Origin of the sequence: Anabaena sp. WA102, assembly GCF_001277295.1 — a bacterium.
GTDB lineage: Bacteria > Cyanobacteriota > Cyanobacteriia > Cyanobacteriales > Nostocaceae > Dolichospermum > Dolichospermum heterosporum.
Genome location: NZ_CP011456.1, coordinates 4,894,823 through 4,911,191, shown reverse-complemented (window position 1 = coordinate 4,911,191; position 16,369 = coordinate 4,894,823). Strand labels below are relative to the sequence as shown.

The following is a 16,369-nucleotide window of genomic DNA, read 5'->3' as shown; positions in this document are numbered from 1 at the left end:
GGTATCACGCAATGTTACGCTAAACTATGATTTATGTAATTATTTGATTGATTAAGATTCCATCTTAACTATTTAGGGTTGGAGGGTACGGTTATGGATGAAGCCAGATTACAAGCTTATATTAATTTAATTGAAAAGTTGCTCGCTTGTGCTGATGTTGAGGAACTCAATAATATTCTGCAAGCAAATCAGGAATTGATTGATCCAGAATTGTTGCAGGTGATGGAAAACTATGCAACATGGTTAGAACAAGTGCGATTCGTTGTTAGCTGAATCACGGTAATCAGTCCGTACATAAGCTAACCAACCCAATCCAATCATGGAAAAAAAGGTTGAACTCTCGGTCTGATATGGGTGTAAGTCCCATCTACCAGACTCAGGTATGACTCCCTATCTGCCCACGATGACCCGACTCGGTATCGGGAGGTCGAAGCTGGGAACAGGACGCAATCAGACATCTGTTGTGAGATGACACTTGGCGTTAACGGGGAGTTCCTACGGTGAAACAGAGCCTAAAAAAGCAACCTAGTCCAAAGCAGGACACAACAACAACACCTGACTTTACTGGAGCTAATTCCCGCCGCATCGTTCTTCAATAGCGGTAAGAGTCTAGGGAATCCAGTGGTTGAAGTGGCTACACCTAACGGAACTAACAATCTAGCCGAGGGAACGAATAAAAACGGATTGAAGGTCTAAGGGCGGTCGAACCCTATAAGTAGGCTGGACGAGCAGCGGAATTCCTTCAGTTCGGGTAGGACAGACCGTAATTGGTCGGAGGTGTTCAGAATACACAGATTGGAGCAGAGCATGATTAGACACAGAGAAAACTCTAGTGAATCCTGGAAAACGTTACCTTGGAAGCAATTCCGTCGTAACTTATTCCGCCTACAAAAACGCGTGTACAAAGCTGTTCAAGTTGGCGACAAGCGCAAAGCTAAGTCCCTACAAAAGCTGATTCTGAAATCAACCGCAGCGAGATTACTGGCTATCCGTCAAGTAACACAGCTAAATGCTGGGAAAAAGACAGCGGGAATAGACGGCAAAACCGCGCTCTCATTCGAGCAAAGGTTTGAACTAAGTGAAAAACTTAGAACCGAAGGTAACGACTGGAAACACCAGGGATTACGTGAAATACCCATCCCCAAAAAGGACGGAAAAACCCGGATTCTCAAAGTCCCCACTATTGCAGATAGGGCATATCAATGCCTTGTCAAATACGCACTAGAACCAGCACATGAGGCAACCTTCCACGCTAGGAGCTACGGTTTTAGGACGGGACGCTCGGCACATGATGCCCAGAGATACCTGTACAACAACTTAAACTCTAAAGCTAATGGAATAGATAAACGAGTTATAGAACTCGATATTGAAAAATGCTTTGACCGGATAAACCACACCGCCATAATGGATAGACTCATCGCTCCTTATAGTATAAGACAGGGAATATTCCGATGTCTCAAAGCCGGAGTCAATCCAGAGTTTTCTGAACAAGGAACACCCCAAGGAGGAGTGGTAAGTCCACTGTTAGCTAACATCGCCTTAAATGGGATTGAAAGTATTCATAGATATCACCGTATATCTAGCTACAGAATTACAGACAAGACCTCAAATGGAGATATTGTCGAGCCAACAATCCGTTACGCGGATGACATGGTGATAATACTCCGACCTCAAGACGATGCCACAGAAATACTTGACAAAATCAGTCAGTTCCTAGCAGAGCGGGGAATGAAAGTCAGTGAGAAAAAGACAAAGCTAACCGCCGCGACAGATGGATTTGATTTCCTGGGCTGGCATTTTAAAGTCCAGAAAAACGGAAAGTTTAGATGTACTCCCTCAGTGGACAACTTCAAAGCTTTCCGCAAGAAAGTAAAATTCATCGTCAACAACTCGAATTATGGTGCTACCACAAAGGCTGAGAAATTAGCCCCTGTAGTCAGAGGTTGGAGGAATTACCACCGCTTCTGCAAGATGGATGGGTCGAAGTTTTCCTTATGGCACATCAATCACAGAGCATTCAAGGTATTTAACAAGGAAACTAAGCAGAATCGCCATAATAGCCAAGAGCTAATAAAGAAAGCATTCCCAACAGTTCCTTACTCCGAAAACAAACACATCAATGTCAAAGGTGAGAAATCACCCTACGATGGAGATTTAACCTACTGGAGCGAACGCAATAGTAAGTTATATGACAATAACACCTCTAAAGCCCTCAAACGGCAAAGCCATAAATGTGGTCATTGTGGGTTAAAAATGCTCAGTGACGAGAAGGTACATTTACATCATATAGATGGAAACCACCAAAACTGGAAAACTAAAAACCTTCTAGCAATTCACGAAAGCTGCCACGATTACATTCACATGAGCAAAAGCGAAAGCTAAGAACATCGGGAGCCGGATGCCGTGAAAGTGGCACGTCCGGATCTAACTGAGAGGGGCGGGGAATAATATCCCCCCTCGACTCAACCCAAGGAAATAATGATCATGCCGCTTTGTTACGGAATATGGCGCAACAGTTGGGGCAATATTTCAACCGTCAAGCGGTCAATCTAGAGGAATATCAGGAGTTTTTATGGGAAGTCTTACAAGCAGAAGAAGAGAGTAATGATCCTGCGGTGGTTTATCCCATCCTAGAACGCTGTCAACATCTGTTAAATGATACTCTTGCTCAACTGTTGCAACAATACGCGGCTCTTGCGTCTCTTTTATGGTGATTGAGGATTGATGATAACAAAACCCTTACGGGACAAGGGTTATAAACAATTATTTCCATATTTTCAATGAAATGCCTACACAATAGGGCTTTCAATGATTTTGAACCAGGTTTTCCATAAAAATAACCGAAGAACCCAATACGCTAGATATAGGTTTGCTCAAGGGACGGCTGAAGAAGTGGAAGGTATTGCTGGGGTGATTGAAAATTTATGTATTGATATTACACAGTTTCCCTTGGGAAGTCGAGCTAATAATCTGGAAATTGCCATTACAGGTTATCACACCCTCTTTGAAGTATATACCCGTGATGCTTTTTGTTACGAATGGGCAAGGATACAAAATAATCTGGGTGCTGCTTATCTATATCGTATCAAAGAGAAAAGAGTAGATAATCTAGAGTTAGCAATCAGAGCTTATAACCTTTCTTTAGAAGTCTATACTCGTGATGGTTTTCCGTATGAATGGGCAAAGTCACAAAATAATCTGGGAAATGCTTATAGTCAACGCATCAAAGAGAAAAGAGTAGATAATCTAGAGTTAGCGATCGCAGCTTATAACCTGTCTTTAGAAGTAGTAACCCGTGATAGATTTCCTTATGAATGGGCAGGAACACAAAACAATCTGGGAGAAGCTTATAGAAATTGCATTTTTGGAAAAAAGGCAGATAATTTAGAGTTAGCTATTGCAGCTTATAAGCAGTCTTTAAAAATATATACCCGTAAAGCCTTTCGTGAAGAATGGGCAAGGTCGCAAAATAATCTGGGGAATGCTTATCTAGCAGATTACATTTTTGGGAAAAAGGCAGATAATCTAGAGTTAGCGATCGCAGCCTATAACCTGTCATTAGAAGTCTATACCCGTGAAGCTTTTCCTTATGAATGGGCAAGGTCGCAAAATAATCTGGGGATGGCTTATCTAGCAGATCACATTTTTGGGAAAAAGGCAGATAATCTAGAGTTAGCGATCGCATCATTAAACCAGTCTTTAAAAGTATATACCCCTACTGCTTTTCCTATAAACTGTTTACAAACAGGACGAAACTTAGGAGATACTGCGAACCTGATCGAAGACTGGGAAACCGCCATCAAAGGCTACAACTTAGCCATCGAAGCAGTAGAAAATACACGACTCGAAGCCTTAAACCCCCAACGACAACAAGAAATCCTCTCCGATGCTATGGATGTTTATCATGGCATAGTTCAATCCCATCTCAACCTCAATCAAAAAGATCGCGCCTTAGAATACGTTGAACGCAGCAAAACCCGCTATCTAGTCCAATTGCTTACCGACCGAGATATCTATCCTAAAGGTAATATCCCCCAAACTATTAAAACTGAATTAGATCGCCGCCGTCGTGCCATAATTGGGGAAGAACAACAGTTAGCCATCCAAGAACAAAACCGCAATAGGGGAGTAATTTTAACCCTAGATCAACAAAAACAACCCATCTTAAATGACTATACTCACCTCAATCATTTAAAACAAGAATTAAGTCAACTTATTGACCGTGAAATAACCCCCATAGATCCCACTTTTAGCTTAACTCAAAAAGTTCAAACCATTCCCTTAACTGAGATTCAATCCTTAATTGATCAACAAACTGCCATTTTAGAATGGTATATTTCAGGGAAGACATTTTTAGCCTTTATTGTAACTTCTCAAGAATTAAAAGTTTGGCAATCTTCAACAACAGATAGAGACAAATTGATTGATTTTATTAAAGATTATCGTGAAGCTTATGAAAATAATAAAACAGAGTGGATTAATAATCTTAATTCTCGTTTAAATCAACTATCAGAAATTATCCACATTGATGAACTTTTAGAACTGATTCCCCAATTCTGCAAACGCTTAATCATCATTCCCCATTGGTTTTTACATATTATTCCCCTTCATTGTTTACCCCTAAAAAATGGACGATTTCTCTATCAAAGCTTTTCTAAAGGTGTAGGATATGTTCCCAGTTGCCAACTTTTAAAACTGGTACAATCATCACAACGTGAAAATTTTGATCGTCTTTTTGCTATTAAAAACCCAACAAGAAAAGGACTAAAACCCCTCTTAGGAGCAAATCTAGAAATAGAGAGAATTAGTCAAGGATTTGATGCTGAAAAAACCATTATTATTGGTGAATCAGAAGCATCAGAACAAACCCTAAAAAACCGTCGTCAAGAATTACAAGCATCCCATTGTATTCACTTTTCTTGTCATGGTAAATTTGATAATAAATCTCCTAGAGATTCCGCTTTAATGTTAGCAGATCCAGAAGGTAACTTAGGAGAATCAGCTAACCTAACCCTAGCAGAAGTCTTTGAAAAACTTGATTTAAGAGAATGTCGTTTAGTTACTTTTTCCGCTTGTGAAAGTGGCATAATCGAAAGTAAAGCTGATAGTATCAGTGATGAATATGTCGGTTTACCCAGTGGTTTTCTATTTGCAGGGAGTTCTAATGTTGTTAGCACCCTTTGGACAGTAGATCCTCTAGCAACAACGTTATTTATGACTAAATTTTATCACGATCTTAAACGAATTTCTATCCAAGATCAAGGGAGTATTGCTATTATTTTAAATAATACTCAAACCTGGTTAAGAACTCTCACCAGTAAGAAGTTAGCAAGAATTAAAAACAACTCCGAATTTCAAAAATTATTAATTGAAGCATTTGCCGATAATAAACGCGATCGCAATAAATTTAAAGACTTATTAGAAGCTGCGGTTAAACGTCAACCCTATCCATTTGAAAGTCCCTATTATTGGACTGCATTTATAGCAACAGGAGTTTAGTCATCGGTGGAAATTTGACAAAACTTGTCCATTCCTTCCTCTTGAACATAAATAGCAATTGGAGTTGATAAAAGTGTCGCAATACCTGGGGGACATAGAAAAGATGCTGCTACCATCTCTGTTAACGTAGGGATAAGTGCAGGGACAATTTTTTCTCGCACAATTTCGTATCTTTGCTGACAAATAGATTCACGACATTTATTAAGAACAATAACAAACCAACGCATATCAGCGTTATCTTCGACTCCTTCAATGCCATTTCGAGTAGCAATGGATTCAGCCGCATCCGCCAAATCTCCATCCCATTCTTCGATTACATCAAGTGCAGCTAAAAAATCAGAATTATCTGCTAGTTCACTGCGATATATTGCAATTTGTTCTGATGTTAACTGGATTGTATCTGTCATATTCATTACCTTTGATAAGTCTTTTTTTGATATTATCCCATTAATTACCCTTGAGAATAACAAACCACGATAGAATAGCGATTCCGACGGAGCGCTTCGCTATCGCCCCATGAGGAAACTATTTGAGAACTACTTAACCTTGAATTTTTTGAGCTATAGTATTGTCATACAGAGTTATGACAAACAAAAATATGAGGGTTAATGCAAGGCTCGATAGCGATCGCGCTAATAAGTTTAATTACATTCGCCAGCGGACAAATCAAGGTGTGTCTGACATTATGAAAGTGGCGATCGATCTTTATTATGAAAAATTACATCAAGAATCCCCTGTAAAACCTTTGCAACTCCTTAGAGAATCAGGGCTGATTGGTTGTGCCGAAGGGGACTCTGATTTGTCGGTTAATTACAAACAATATCTCACTGAAAGTCTTAACGAAAAATATGGTCATCGTTGATTCTGGCTTTTGGATAGCATTAATCAATCGCCGTGATGATTATCATGTTCTCGCTCAAGAAGTTCTAGATACGATTGATGAGCCTCTGGTGACAACATGGTGTGTGATTACGGAAGCTTGTCATATTCTCTTGAAACGTACAGGCACAAATGCTCAACAGACGTTTATTCATAGCTTAGAAATTGGTGCTTTTGAGGTTTTTGATCTCAAGGTTCAAGATGGGAAAAGAATCAGTGAATTGATGAATCAATATATTTCCCTGCCAATGGATTTAGCGGACGCTTCATTGATTATTCTTGCCGAACATTTGGGGCATGGGCGGATTTTATCTGTTGATTTTCGGGACTTTAATACTTACCGCTGGAAAAATCGTCATCCTTTTGAGAATTTGATGTCTATTAACTGAAAGTAATGCTATAAATTAGCGATTACTAGGTCGCGCTAGTTCTCTCCGGGACGCAATGCGTTCGCTATCGCCTCTCATCTCCAAAAAAACTGGCCATCACAATTGCCTGTGTTTTATAAGGAAGAACGCCAAAAACCCTTGAAAATGTGGCTGACTGAGTCAGCCACATTTGGGCTTTAGACAAGAGATGAAGGCTAGAGGCTTTCCTTTATCCTGCATTGACGTTAATTTGAAAATTTGAAATTATTTCAAATTTTAATCCATATTCGTGATACAACTAAATTGTCACTAAAGACATAAAAAGCTACCGAGGGACTCTCGGAAAGTTACGCTTGTCAGATATGATTTCACCCGCCAGGGCAAACGAAATCAGGGCAAGAACCCAAATATTTAAGGCAATGCCTGAAACTGGGATAACTGAGGGATATAGACTGAAACTCTCTATAGAATCTCCGCGTCTTTAGACCGGAGAGTGTCAAAATAGGAGAATTGTTTATTGCTCTAGGATACATAAATCATGCTTACTTATAAGGCAATGTATAAGTTTTTAGACAAGGGAGTTCATGGGGAAGTATTAGACTTTCCTGGAGCGATTTCTTGGGGAGAAGATTTATCTATAGTCCGTCGTTCTTTGGCGAGTGCATTAGTTGATATGGCAGAGGTTTATTTATCTCAGGGAGAATCTTTACCGTTGCCGAATGAACAATTAACGGAACCCGAAGCGGATTTAGAGGAACCAATTTATTTGATTTTCTCAGCAGCAAATCATGTTCAAGTTGTTCCTAGTTTTGTAGCTTAATGAAACGTCGAGATTTGTTACGTCACCTCAGTCAACATGGCTGTTATTTATTAAGAGAAGGAAGCGAACATTCTATTTGGGAAAATCCCCTTAACGGTCGTCGTACAGCAATTCCTCGTCATAGAGAGATTGTTGACTTTACCGTTTTTAGAATTTGTCGTCAGTTGGAGATACCTGAACCTTAAATCGCCTCCTAAAACCAATAAAAAGCGATCCCTAGTCCTGAAAATCACAACTCACAGGAATAGCGATTCCTAGGTCGCGCTTCGCTATCGCCCTCAGTAAATATTTAACAGATAGATAATTGAAGCGATTCCTAGGTCGCGCTTCGCTATCGCCTAAAAATCACGACTTACAGTAATAGCGATCATAATCTTTTCAGAGCGATCGCAAGAAATTAAGGAGATTCTTAAACGAAGCGCAGCGATCGGAACATATATTTAGATTTAGTCTCTCTGCTAACTCAACATTCATGTTGGTACTGTAACGAGGCTTTCTATTTTCTCCAACCGACAATTCTATTAGTTTTTCTTTAGGAGATTTAATTTCGTGAGGGTTAGGATGTGCTTTACCTTTTTCACCACCAAGATATTTGATAACTTCTGGATCAGACCAGAACCAAGCTTCTAACTCTTCAATGGGAATACAGATATGTTTTTTAAGACTTTCAATTTCAGAAGATAATTCTTCTAATTTTGAGCGCAATGCTCGCTCATTGTTGAGGGAACCATTCTGAGGATTACGATCCAAATCATGAACGACAATAAAAATATTACAACCTTCAGTGGAAAGTAATTTCAGCTTTGCTCTTAGCTTTTTTGTTAATGAACTACAACCCTTAGAAGCCCATTTTTTGGTTGTGACTTCTGCCCCAAGGACACGATGGACAATTGTACGAATTGCTTCACAGTCTGTATTATCCTCAGCAATTAAGGCGATCTTAAGATTACTCATCGAGAATACCACTGTAAATCCATTCGCCTAATTCACCATCTTCAGAGAGGTATTCAATAACATTGTGAATCTGATCATCGCCTAATTTCCGAACAAATGTTTGTCCATTATCTCGATGAACTAGAATAATTTTGTCTGGACTAGTCCATGAAACGACTTGCGGTGAGTGAGTCGAAAGAATCAAATTTTCTCCAAAAGAGTAGGTCTCGATTTCATTCAGTAACTTTGCAAGCATAGCAGGATGGATTTGTGTCTCAGGTTCTTCAATTATTGTCGTCGTATTAGGAGATGAGGCAATTATTTCAATAAGAATCGACAAGACTCGGAGTGTTCCATCAGATAATAACCCTATATTAACTCCATCTAGCAATACCGAAGAAATATATTCTTCTTCTTCATTTTCAATTTTCTCTCCAGAGTCTCTGCTTAAAATAAACTTTTGTTCAGATATCTTGCTGCCAAGTCCAACTCGCTGACAGATGCTTTCAAGCTCGCATAGATCATCCTTGCCAATAAGACGTAGTATTTTTCGAGCTAGAATATCACCTAAACTGAAAGAACGAGTAGAAATACCTTTGCTTGATACTCTTAGTTGTGATGGTTGTCGTCTAGTCCTTTGTCTAATAGAAGCTTTCCCTAGTAAGCGAACTCCTCCCAAAACAGAATAAACCCAAAGCATTTCGTCAGGTAGCTTGATTGGGGAGGTTTTTGGGAGCGATTGTCGGAGAGAGTGCGTATTCCCAAGAACAGTGATAATTGGACTATCCCCAGTATGAAAAGTTGTCACCCCATTATCAGTAGTCCAAAGATGATCTTCTTCTTCATTAATATATCGACAGTAATCATTCCAGGAGAAACGACTTACTTCTGATTTTTCATCTATGGAGTCATCGGAGTCATCAAAATTCAGATCATCATCAGAACTAGCAAGAGTTGTAAATTCATACCTATATTCAAGTCTACGAGCAGTCGGAGTCAAAATTTCGATTTCTAATATTTTAGGAAAACTTTCGCCATCATACACAAGTGGATTAAACCTACCAATCGCACATAATGAGATTGCTTCAAACCCTTCAAGAATAGCTGACTTTCCAGCCCCATTGCGACCAACTAATACGGCAACACCATCCTCTAAAGAAACAGTAACTCGACTACCTAAGACAGACCAACCGTCAAGGGTAAAAGATAAAAGGCGAGGCTGATTTGTGTTGGAATCTGGGTTGGACAAAATAGAATTTCCTTTCCAATACTAAACGATCTTGCTTAAATTTTAGCCGAATATGTCTATCGTTGTTAAAGTAGTTTAGCTCGCAATTAGTCCATTTTGGACAAAGATATTACACTATTGTTTGGGCGCGATATCTAGCTCGTGGGTGAAGATTACAATCGTGATATCTTGAGTATTGAGTGCGGCTGAGACGATCAGGGCGATTTCTAGGTCGCGCTTCGCTATCGCCTAATAATCACGACTCACAGGAATGAGCCACAATTACTGCTAACAAGCTATTAGCAATAACTTTAATTTTCCGGTTCATGGTCTGTTATTCTTTGACGGCGATCGCTTAGAGATATCAGTAGTCGCTGTAAGGTGCGTTGCTTGACGCGCTTTTTTGCTTTTAATTATGATTAGTTTGTAATTATTATGCGCTACGCTAACACATCCTACTGTTACTATTTTAAAAAAAATATGGATTTAGCAAAAATGCTAAAGTGATGATATTGATGGGGCTAAGTTGACCTATGACCATTGCAACCGAAAGACAAGCACAACAGCAGTTACTAAGTTTTAGCGATTTTATCGTCCGTTATGGTGACAGTAACCGCTACGAATTGATTGATGGAGAGGTGTTTGATTTGGAACCAACAGGCTACCATGAAGAAGTTTCAGCTTTTACCACCACAAAAATCTGCGCCCAAATTGATGCAATAGGTTTAAATTGGTTTGTCCTTCAGCGAGGATTGCTACGTCCTTCCAACTTGGGTATGACAGCATTTCGACCTGATGTTATGGTTGTTGACCGCAATGAACTTGCGAAAGAACTACTTTGGAATGACCAATCAATCCTCACGCTGGGCAGTTCGATTAAATTTGTGATGGAAGTAGTTAGTAGCAACTGGCAAAACGATTATGCGCGTAAAGTCGAAGACTACGCAATTTTAGGTATTCCTGAATATTGGATTGCGGATTATGCGGGTCTAGGTGTGACTCGACATATTGGGAAACCGAAACAACCTACTCTTTCTATTTGTACCTTAGTCAAAGGAGAGTATGAAATTCAGCAGATTCGAGGCAATCAACCCATTACTTCGCTGACATTCCCAAATTTCAAACTGACAGCCGAACAAGTTTTAAAGGCTGGCAGATAAAGTGCTTTTAAGCCATGCTTACTCCTTCCCGAAAATCGCCCCACGCTGAACAGTTCAGTTATGTACTCGACTGTTTATTTTGAGTTATTGCGGTACATTTGCGGATAGCTAAAATCAAATATACGAATTTCCAACTGTTAAAGATAGAAAGATCAATGCAATTTTAGTCAAGAAGTATGGATAGAATAAACTTGTGTTATCTCTAATGTTTAATCGCTAAAACCTATATATCTCATGGATTTTGCTAATTTTGCATCCCAGTTAAATGCTGGAACGATTTTACCAGAGGGAATCGTCATGATTACCCTCTTGGGGGTTTTGATTGTTGATTTGATTTTGGGACGGACATCTGCTCGCTGGATTGCATATCTAGCGATCGCTGGTTTAACAGCCGCGATTATTGCTCTATACTTCCAATGGGATACTACTAACCCCATTGCCTTTACTGGTAGCTTTAATGGTGACGACCTGAGTATTGTCTTTCGGGGGATTATCGCCCTGTCAGCAATGTCAACAATATTGATGTCAATTCGCTACGTCGAACAAAGTGGTACGCCTTTAGCCGAATTTATTGCCATTTTGATGACTGCGACTTTGGGAGGAATGTTTTTATCCGGTGCTAATGAGTTGGTGATGATTTTCATCTCCCTAGAAGCCCTGAGTATTTCCTCTTATTTGTTGACAGGTTATACAAAACGTGACCCCCGTTCCAATGAAGCAGCGTTGAAATACCTGTTAATTGGTGCTTCCAGTACAGCGGTATTTTTGTATGGTGTCTCCCTGCTGTATGGGTTATCCGGTGGACAAACAGAACTAAGTGCGATCGCTCAAGGTATCGCTACAGCGAATGTTGGTCAATCCCTGGGTTTAGTAATTGCTCTGGTTTTCGTGATTGCGGGTATTGGTTTCAAAATCTCCGCTGCACCCTTCCACCAATGGACACCGGACGTTTATGAAGGCGCACCAACTCCAGTTATCGCCTTTTTATCCGTTGGTTCTAAAGCCGCAGGACTTGCCCTAGCTATCCGTCTCTTGACCACCGTTTTCCCTATCGTGGCAGATGAGTGGAGATTTGTTTTCACCGCCCTTGCGGTGCTAAGTATGGTACTGGGTAACGTTGTCGCCCTAGCCCAAACTAGCATGAAACGGATGTTAGCTTACTCATCCATTGCCCAAGCTGGGTTTGTGATGATTGGCTTAATTGCGGGAACTGATGCCGGCTATTCCAGTATGATTTTCTATCTACTGGTGTACCTGTTTATGAACCTGTGCGGCTTTAGTTGCGTAGTATTGTTCTCTTTGCGAACAGGAACAGATCAAATTTCTGAATACTCTGGTTTGTATCAAAAAGACCCACTTTTAACACTGGGTTTGAGTATTTCTCTCTTATCATTGGGTGGTATTCCCCCACTAGCCGGCTTTTTCGGGAAGATTTACTTATTTTGGGCAGGTTGGCAAGCTGGTCTTTACTGGTTAGTTTTACTCGGTTTAGTTACCAGTGTGGTTTCTATCTATTACTACATTCGCGTAGTTAAGATGATGGTAGTCAAAGAACCCCAAGAAATGTCCGACGTGGTGAAGAATTATCCCCAAGTGCGTTGGGATTTACCAGGACTGAGACCTTTACAAGTAGGTTTGATAGTAACTTTAATAGCTACTACCATTTCTGGAATCTTATCCAATCCCTTGTTTACTTTAGCTAATAATTCTGTTACTAACACTCCCATGTTGCAAGCAGCAAAAGTTGCTAGTACACAAGCTAGTGTTATTACAAATAAGGAGTTACAGGAATTGTAAGTTATTCCTAAATAATCGGTAATGGGTAATTGGTAATGAAGCTAGTCTTCAATATTCAATTACCCATTTTTATTATTAAACAGCAATAATACCACATTCCGCACCCCCAAGTGTCACACCCCAAGGAAAGCAATATATTTAGTACATAAGAACTAATACCTGTGAGGGGTGATTAAAATTTATTGAGGCTAAATAGGAATAATTACTATTAAAGCAGATATATAGTCAATAAAACGACTAAGTACAAAATTTTGATTCTGAGGTGATTGTAATGGAAAACCTAGTCCAGAATCATTGAAAGCTTTATCCTCAATGACTATAAAAAACCTTAACGGGTGACAAGGCGGCTAAAGAGCTTGTTTCATAAGGGATAGAGCCTGAAAGCCCCGTTGAAAAAAGAGGCGTTTATGAGGCTTGAGATTGATTAAATTCAGAGCTAAATCAGCCCATAATTCCATACCATAAATCCATAGTTGTCCGTAGAGAGCAAAGCTAAAATCACTTTGACGTGGGTACTTGTCCTGATGTTGTTGAATACGTCCGGCATAAGTCTCTATACCTAATTTTTTCATCCGTTGACCGTGCATAGTGGCTAAACTATAAGCAATGACAATCAATAATACTAAAGCTAAAAAGCGAGTTTCATTTACTTTAGTATCCTCTAAATTATAACCACCAGTTTTACAATCCTTAAAGAATTGCTCAATTCCCCATCGACATCTATAGAGGCATAAAGTTTGTTGGAGAGTTGGTAGATTCGTCAAGATATACCAAGGTTCTTTTGGTCCAGAGTTCCGATATTTTCTCTTCCAATAAACAGCGATATTAAATAAGCCTAATTCATCCCCTTTACCACATTTAACTTTTTCATAAAATCTCGACATTCCTGGCTTAAATCCTTGATTTTTAAGAACTTGATATTCTTGTTCAGGTTTTTCTTGAAAATAAAGGTTTTTCTTCTGGCGTAAAGCGAAGTAAACTCCTTGCTCATCAAGCCATTTAGCCAGTTTTGGACTATGAAATTCTCTGTCTGCTAACACCACAATTCGACATTTTTTTAACAACTTTATTGCTGTCTTTATTAATCTTTTCTGTGTTTGTAAATTACTATTTCCGACATGATTTAATGTTTCCCAATATAGTGGTAGGGCAGAAGTGTTGAATGTTAGGAAAAGATTAAAAAAAAGTACCATAATTTGATACAATCTAAAAAAATCTAGATAAAGAATTATCAAATTATGCGCTTAAAGAATTTCCCAGAAGTTGGCAAAGATGAAAGAGAAGTGGAAATTAGAGTAGTAGCATTTTGTGATATAGAAACTAAGAGTGAATTTCGTTTAGCAACAAACTTATTAAATGAAGGAGAAGAGCAAGTTAGTAATCAAGAGATTATGGAAATTTACATACAAAGATGGCAAATTGAATTGTTATGGAAATTCTTAAAAATGCACCTCAAGTTAGACAGACTTATGACAAAGAATGAGAATGGAATTAGAATTCAGATAATGTGCTGTTTAATCGCTTATTTGATATTGCAACTAATAGAAATACCGCAAGAATTTGGCAAAACTTTATTAGATAAACTCCGTTATCTTCAGTCCTATATGTGTCAGGAAATAAGTTATGTTCATTGGTTTAGAAAACTTATTTGGATAAGATGAAAAATAGCACTTATAGGCTAAGTTTATTTCAATATGTAAAGTTTTATTACGCTATTCAACATTTCTGAATTTGACTCATTGATTTTATTAATGAGTTTAAGTTTTAATGCTGTTTTTAAGTTTATTTCTAGAAGGATATAAGTTATGATTAAGTCTTGATAGACTAACAATAAAATTATATTATATTTTCTGCCAGAAACCACCCTCATTCTTTATTGCTTCTTATTGAGAATGTATCTGAATCAATTTTCCTATCTAAAATTTGTTTTTTTATAGATAAATGTATTCTTTTACTCATTTTTCATCAATTTACCTCCGTAATCACCGTTTGTGACAGTCAAGGGTGCGGAATGTGGGGTAAGAAAGTTGCTGAGGGTTTTAAAGAAACAATGGAGATTTTCTTTGATGATTTTTTGCCACAGTGGAACTATACTGCTAAACCACAACAACATTTAGAATTGTAAGTTATTTAATCCACATTCCTTAATAATTTTTGAAATCTTATTCTATGTAGGGCTTGCTGAATAAACCTATAACCCAGACGCATGAAGAGTTTCATCTGTATGAAAGATAAATGAGGTGCAAGGAAAGTGTGATCATAGCATCAAAAATCGTTCAATTTTCCAGACTTGATATTACTTCTAACTTCTTCTAAATCCTCCTGATAGCGAAGCGTGGCGTTAGCCATACTCCTGAACTTCTAGCCCTCACAGACAACTTTTTCAGCAAACCCTATGTAGTTTCATTTTAATTTGGCATTACCAAAGAAAAAATTACTTAATTTTCTGTTTAATAAAAGTCACAACTTGATTAAGCTGTTTCTTCAAGTTATCAATTTCTCCTTGCATCTTGATAATTTTATCATTTAGTAATTTGATCTCAGCAGATGAATCTACGGCATTTATAGCAACTGGGGCAGGCTGTTTATTTGCAGGATTCACTGGGGGTATATTTAAGTCTAGACGCTCCTTTTTCGACTTCAGCATTGCTGACTTGATAGCGCCAACGAGTTGCTTTTGATCAAAAGGTTTGCCTAAAAATTCAAAATATTCAAATGGTTCTACAAATTTTTCCGTTACCTCTTCCTTGCGTCCTGACATGATTACCAAAGGAATTTTCCGCAATTCTGGTTGAGCCTGGATTTTCTGGAAAACTTCCCAACCACTCATTTTTGGCAACAAAAAATCTAGCATGATCAAGCTGACTTTTTCCTTGAGGATGAGGTTGTATCCTTCTAACCCATCCTTGGCTTCTATCACCTCAAAATTACCTGGTGGTAACATTTCTCGTACTTTTACCCTGACAACGGTAGTGTCGTCAATAACTAAAATTTTGTTACTTGCCACAACTGATTACTCTACTAAAAATTTTATGTTTAGATGGCTGGTTGCCGAGTGCTTTTAAGAATTCTCTCACTATATCCAAAATTTATGTAGATTGGGGGGGAGTATTTTCTGACATAAATTTCCGAAATCACAGGAGTTGTAGGAAACTTTCACTGATGTTTTGATCAATTTGTATCATAGTTGTGTAGGTAGACTACACACAACTAATATCCTGTGTAGTGAAAGATTTATTAGTCTAACTTCTCAGTTTGGGGTATATCTGGAATTACAGTACCTCTATGTAAATAGTCATTACGCGCTCTTACTTTTTGCCTAATTAACAAATCGTTATGTCAGTAACCCAGCCCTAAAGGGACTGGGCTTGCAAGAGTAATCAAGCAAGCCGTGCTGACCAGACCACCCTGAGCGGCTTGCCCTGAGCGAAGTCGAAGGGAGTCGAAGGGTAGCCGTTATTTGAGTCACGACACCCACCGAATGCGTTCGCGCCAGCGTGCCGTCAGGCATAGCTAGTTCCCTGCTCTGTCATTTGCAATTAAACAGTTTTAAGGTCACTGAAATAGTGTTGCAAGTCTAAAAAGCTCTTATAACTGGTCGTTCGCGCCAGCGTGCCGGAGGCATCTAGCTAACATTACCCCAGAAATGAGAGGCTATGAGTGAGCAAAACATTATGCGTACAGA

General features: G+C 38.9%; 15 protein-coding genes and 1 pseudogene. 11 read left to right on the top strand and 5 right to left on the bottom strand.

Annotation, left to right across the window (positions count from 1 at the left end):
- Positions 1-93 precede the first annotated feature (93 nt).
- The 4 genes from AA650_RS21535 to AA650_RS21520 all read left to right on the top strand — a co-directional run bounded on the left by AA650_RS21535 (position 94) and on the right by AA650_RS21520 (position 5,499).
- Positions 94-273 (top strand): hypothetical protein, encoded by a 180-nt coding sequence (locus AA650_RS21535; RefSeq protein WP_053540598.1) that lies wholly within the window; start codon positions 94-96, stop codon positions 271-273.
- Between the two features lie 534 nt (positions 274-807).
- Entirely contained in the window at positions 808-2,382 is a 1,575-nt protein-coding gene (locus AA650_RS21530; RefSeq protein ID WP_053538715.1) for a group II intron reverse transcriptase/maturase, read from the top strand.
- 122 nt (positions 2,383-2,504) lie between these two features.
- On the top strand, positions 2,505-2,714 hold the full coding sequence (locus tag AA650_RS21525; protein WP_199924321.1) for a hypothetical protein: 210 nt from the start codon (positions 2,505-2,507) through the stop codon (positions 2,712-2,714).
- Between the two features lie 94 nt (positions 2,715-2,808).
- The gene (locus AA650_RS21520) at positions 2,809-5,499 is read left to right on the top strand and encodes a CHAT domain-containing protein (protein ID WP_199924320.1); all 2,691 of its coding nucleotides are present in this window, start codon (positions 2,809-2,811) and stop codon (positions 5,497-5,499) included.
- Here the strand turns inward: AA650_RS21520 and AA650_RS21515 are convergent.
- On the bottom strand, positions 5,496-5,906 hold the full coding sequence (locus tag AA650_RS21515; protein ID WP_039203326.1) for a hypothetical protein: 411 nt from the start codon (positions 5,904-5,906) through the stop codon (positions 5,496-5,498). The genes AA650_RS21520 and AA650_RS21515 overlap by 4 nt on opposite strands.
- 191 nt (positions 5,907-6,097) lie before the next feature.
- Here AA650_RS21515 and AA650_RS21510 point away from each other — a divergent pair, with 191 nt between their 5' ends.
- From AA650_RS21510 to AA650_RS21495, 4 genes are all read left to right on the top strand, one after another.
- Positions 6,098-6,361 (top strand): ribbon-helix-helix protein, CopG family, encoded by a 264-nt coding sequence (locus AA650_RS21510; protein WP_039203355.1) that lies wholly within the window; start codon positions 6,098-6,100, stop codon positions 6,359-6,361.
- Positions 6,348-6,767 (top strand): type II toxin-antitoxin system VapC family toxin, encoded by a 420-nt coding sequence (locus AA650_RS21505; protein ID WP_053540597.1) that lies wholly within the window; start codon positions 6,348-6,350, stop codon positions 6,765-6,767. Before AA650_RS21510 ends, AA650_RS21505 begins: the two co-directional genes overlap by 14 nt.
- Before the next feature lie 517 nt (positions 6,768-7,284).
- On the top strand, positions 7,285-7,566 hold the full coding sequence (locus tag AA650_RS21500; protein ID WP_039203329.1) for a type II toxin-antitoxin system HicB family antitoxin: 282 nt from the start codon (positions 7,285-7,287) through the stop codon (positions 7,564-7,566).
- Positions 7,566-7,751 (top strand): type II toxin-antitoxin system HicA family toxin, encoded by a 186-nt coding sequence (locus AA650_RS21495; protein ID WP_053540596.1) that lies wholly within the window; start codon positions 7,566-7,568, stop codon positions 7,749-7,751. The genes AA650_RS21500 and AA650_RS21495 overlap by 1 nt, the downstream gene beginning before the upstream one ends.
- A gap of 193 nt (positions 7,752-7,944) precedes the next feature.
- Here AA650_RS21495 and AA650_RS21490 read toward each other — a convergent pair whose 3' ends face one another.
- Both AA650_RS21490 and AA650_RS21485 read right to left on the bottom strand, forming a co-directional pair.
- Positions 7,945-8,520 carry a DUF4276 family protein gene (locus tag AA650_RS21490; RefSeq protein WP_053540595.1) on the bottom strand — a complete coding sequence of 192 codons (576 nt, stop codon included), beginning with the start codon at positions 8,518-8,520 and terminating at the stop codon, positions 7,945-7,947.
- Positions 8,513-9,748 (bottom strand): AAA family ATPase, encoded by a 1,236-nt coding sequence (locus AA650_RS21485; RefSeq protein ID WP_053540594.1) that lies wholly within the window; start codon positions 9,746-9,748, stop codon positions 8,513-8,515. The genes AA650_RS21490 and AA650_RS21485 overlap by 8 nt, the downstream gene beginning before the upstream one ends.
- Before the next feature lie 512 nt (positions 9,749-10,260).
- On the opposite strand from AA650_RS21485, the gene AA650_RS21480 reads away from it, so the two are divergent.
- Both AA650_RS21480 and AA650_RS21475 read left to right on the top strand, forming a co-directional pair.
- Positions 10,261-10,887 (top strand): Uma2 family endonuclease, encoded by a 627-nt coding sequence (locus AA650_RS21480; protein WP_053540593.1) that lies wholly within the window; start codon positions 10,261-10,263, stop codon positions 10,885-10,887.
- Between the two features lie 234 nt (positions 10,888-11,121).
- A complete protein-coding gene (locus tag AA650_RS21475) occupies positions 11,122-12,684 on the top strand; it encodes an NAD(P)H-quinone oxidoreductase subunit N (RefSeq protein ID WP_053540592.1) in 1,563 nt (520 codons plus the stop codon).
- Positions 12,685-13,031: 347 nt separating this feature from the next.
- Here the strand turns inward: AA650_RS21475 and AA650_RS21470 are convergent, their stop codons facing one another.
- Positions 13,032-13,877 (bottom strand): IS4 family transposase, encoded by an 846-nt coding sequence (locus AA650_RS21470; RefSeq protein WP_442853948.1) that lies wholly within the window; start codon positions 13,875-13,877, stop codon positions 13,032-13,034.
- 69 nt (positions 13,878-13,946) lie between these two features.
- On the opposite strand from AA650_RS21470, the pseudogene AA650_RS21465 reads away from it, so the two are divergent.
- A pseudogene (locus AA650_RS21465) lies at positions 13,947-14,345 on the top strand (transposase); the annotation flags it as partial.
- A 773-nt stretch (positions 14,346-15,118) separates the two neighbouring features.
- Here AA650_RS21465 and AA650_RS21460 read toward each other — a convergent pair.
- Positions 15,119-15,691, bottom strand: a complete 573-nt coding sequence (locus tag AA650_RS21460; RefSeq protein ID WP_053540590.1) for a response regulator — start codon at positions 15,689-15,691, stop codon at positions 15,119-15,121.
- Between the last annotated feature and the right edge of the window lie 678 nt (positions 15,692-16,369).

Excerpts from the sequence above, each read along its gene's own strand:
- AA650_RS21535 (WP_053540598.1), top strand. The coding sequence starts at position 94 with ATGGATGAAGCCAGATTACAAGCTTATATTAATTTAATTGAAAAGTTG.
- AA650_RS21475 (WP_053540592.1), top strand. The coding sequence starts at position 11,122 with ATGGATTTTGCTAATTTTGCATCCCAGTTAAATGCTGGAACGATTTTA.
- AA650_RS21480 (WP_053540593.1), top strand. The coding sequence starts at position 10,261 with ATGACCATTGCAACCGAAAGACAAGCACAACAGCAGTTACTAAGTTTT.
- AA650_RS21505 (WP_053540597.1), top strand. The coding sequence starts at position 6,348 with ATGGTCATCGTTGATTCTGGCTTTTGGATAGCATTAATCAATCGCCGT.
- AA650_RS21510 (WP_039203355.1), top strand. The coding sequence starts at position 6,098 with ATGAGGGTTAATGCAAGGCTCGATAGCGATCGCGCTAATAAGTTTAAT.
- AA650_RS21495 (WP_053540596.1), top strand. The coding sequence starts at position 7,566 with ATGAAACGTCGAGATTTGTTACGTCACCTCAGTCAACATGGCTGTTAT.
- AA650_RS21500 (WP_039203329.1), top strand. The coding sequence starts at position 7,285 with ATGCTTACTTATAAGGCAATGTATAAGTTTTTAGACAAGGGAGTTCAT.
- AA650_RS21525 (WP_199924321.1), top strand. The coding sequence starts at position 2,505 with ATGGCGCAACAGTTGGGGCAATATTTCAACCGTCAAGCGGTCAATCTA.
- AA650_RS21530 (WP_053538715.1), top strand. The coding sequence starts at position 808 with ATGATTAGACACAGAGAAAACTCTAGTGAATCCTGGAAAACGTTACCT.
- AA650_RS21470 (WP_442853948.1), bottom strand. The coding sequence starts at position 13,877 with ATGGTACTTTTTTTTAATCTTTTCCTAACATTCAACACTTCTGCCCTA.
- AA650_RS21515 (WP_039203326.1), bottom strand. The coding sequence starts at position 5,906 with ATGACAGATACAATCCAGTTAACATCAGAACAAATTGCAATATATCGC.
- AA650_RS21490 (WP_053540595.1), bottom strand. The coding sequence starts at position 8,520 with ATGAGTAATCTTAAGATCGCCTTAATTGCTGAGGATAATACAGACTGT.
- AA650_RS21520 (WP_199924320.1), top strand. The coding sequence starts at position 2,809 with ATGATTTTGAACCAGGTTTTCCATAAAAATAACCGAAGAACCCAATAC.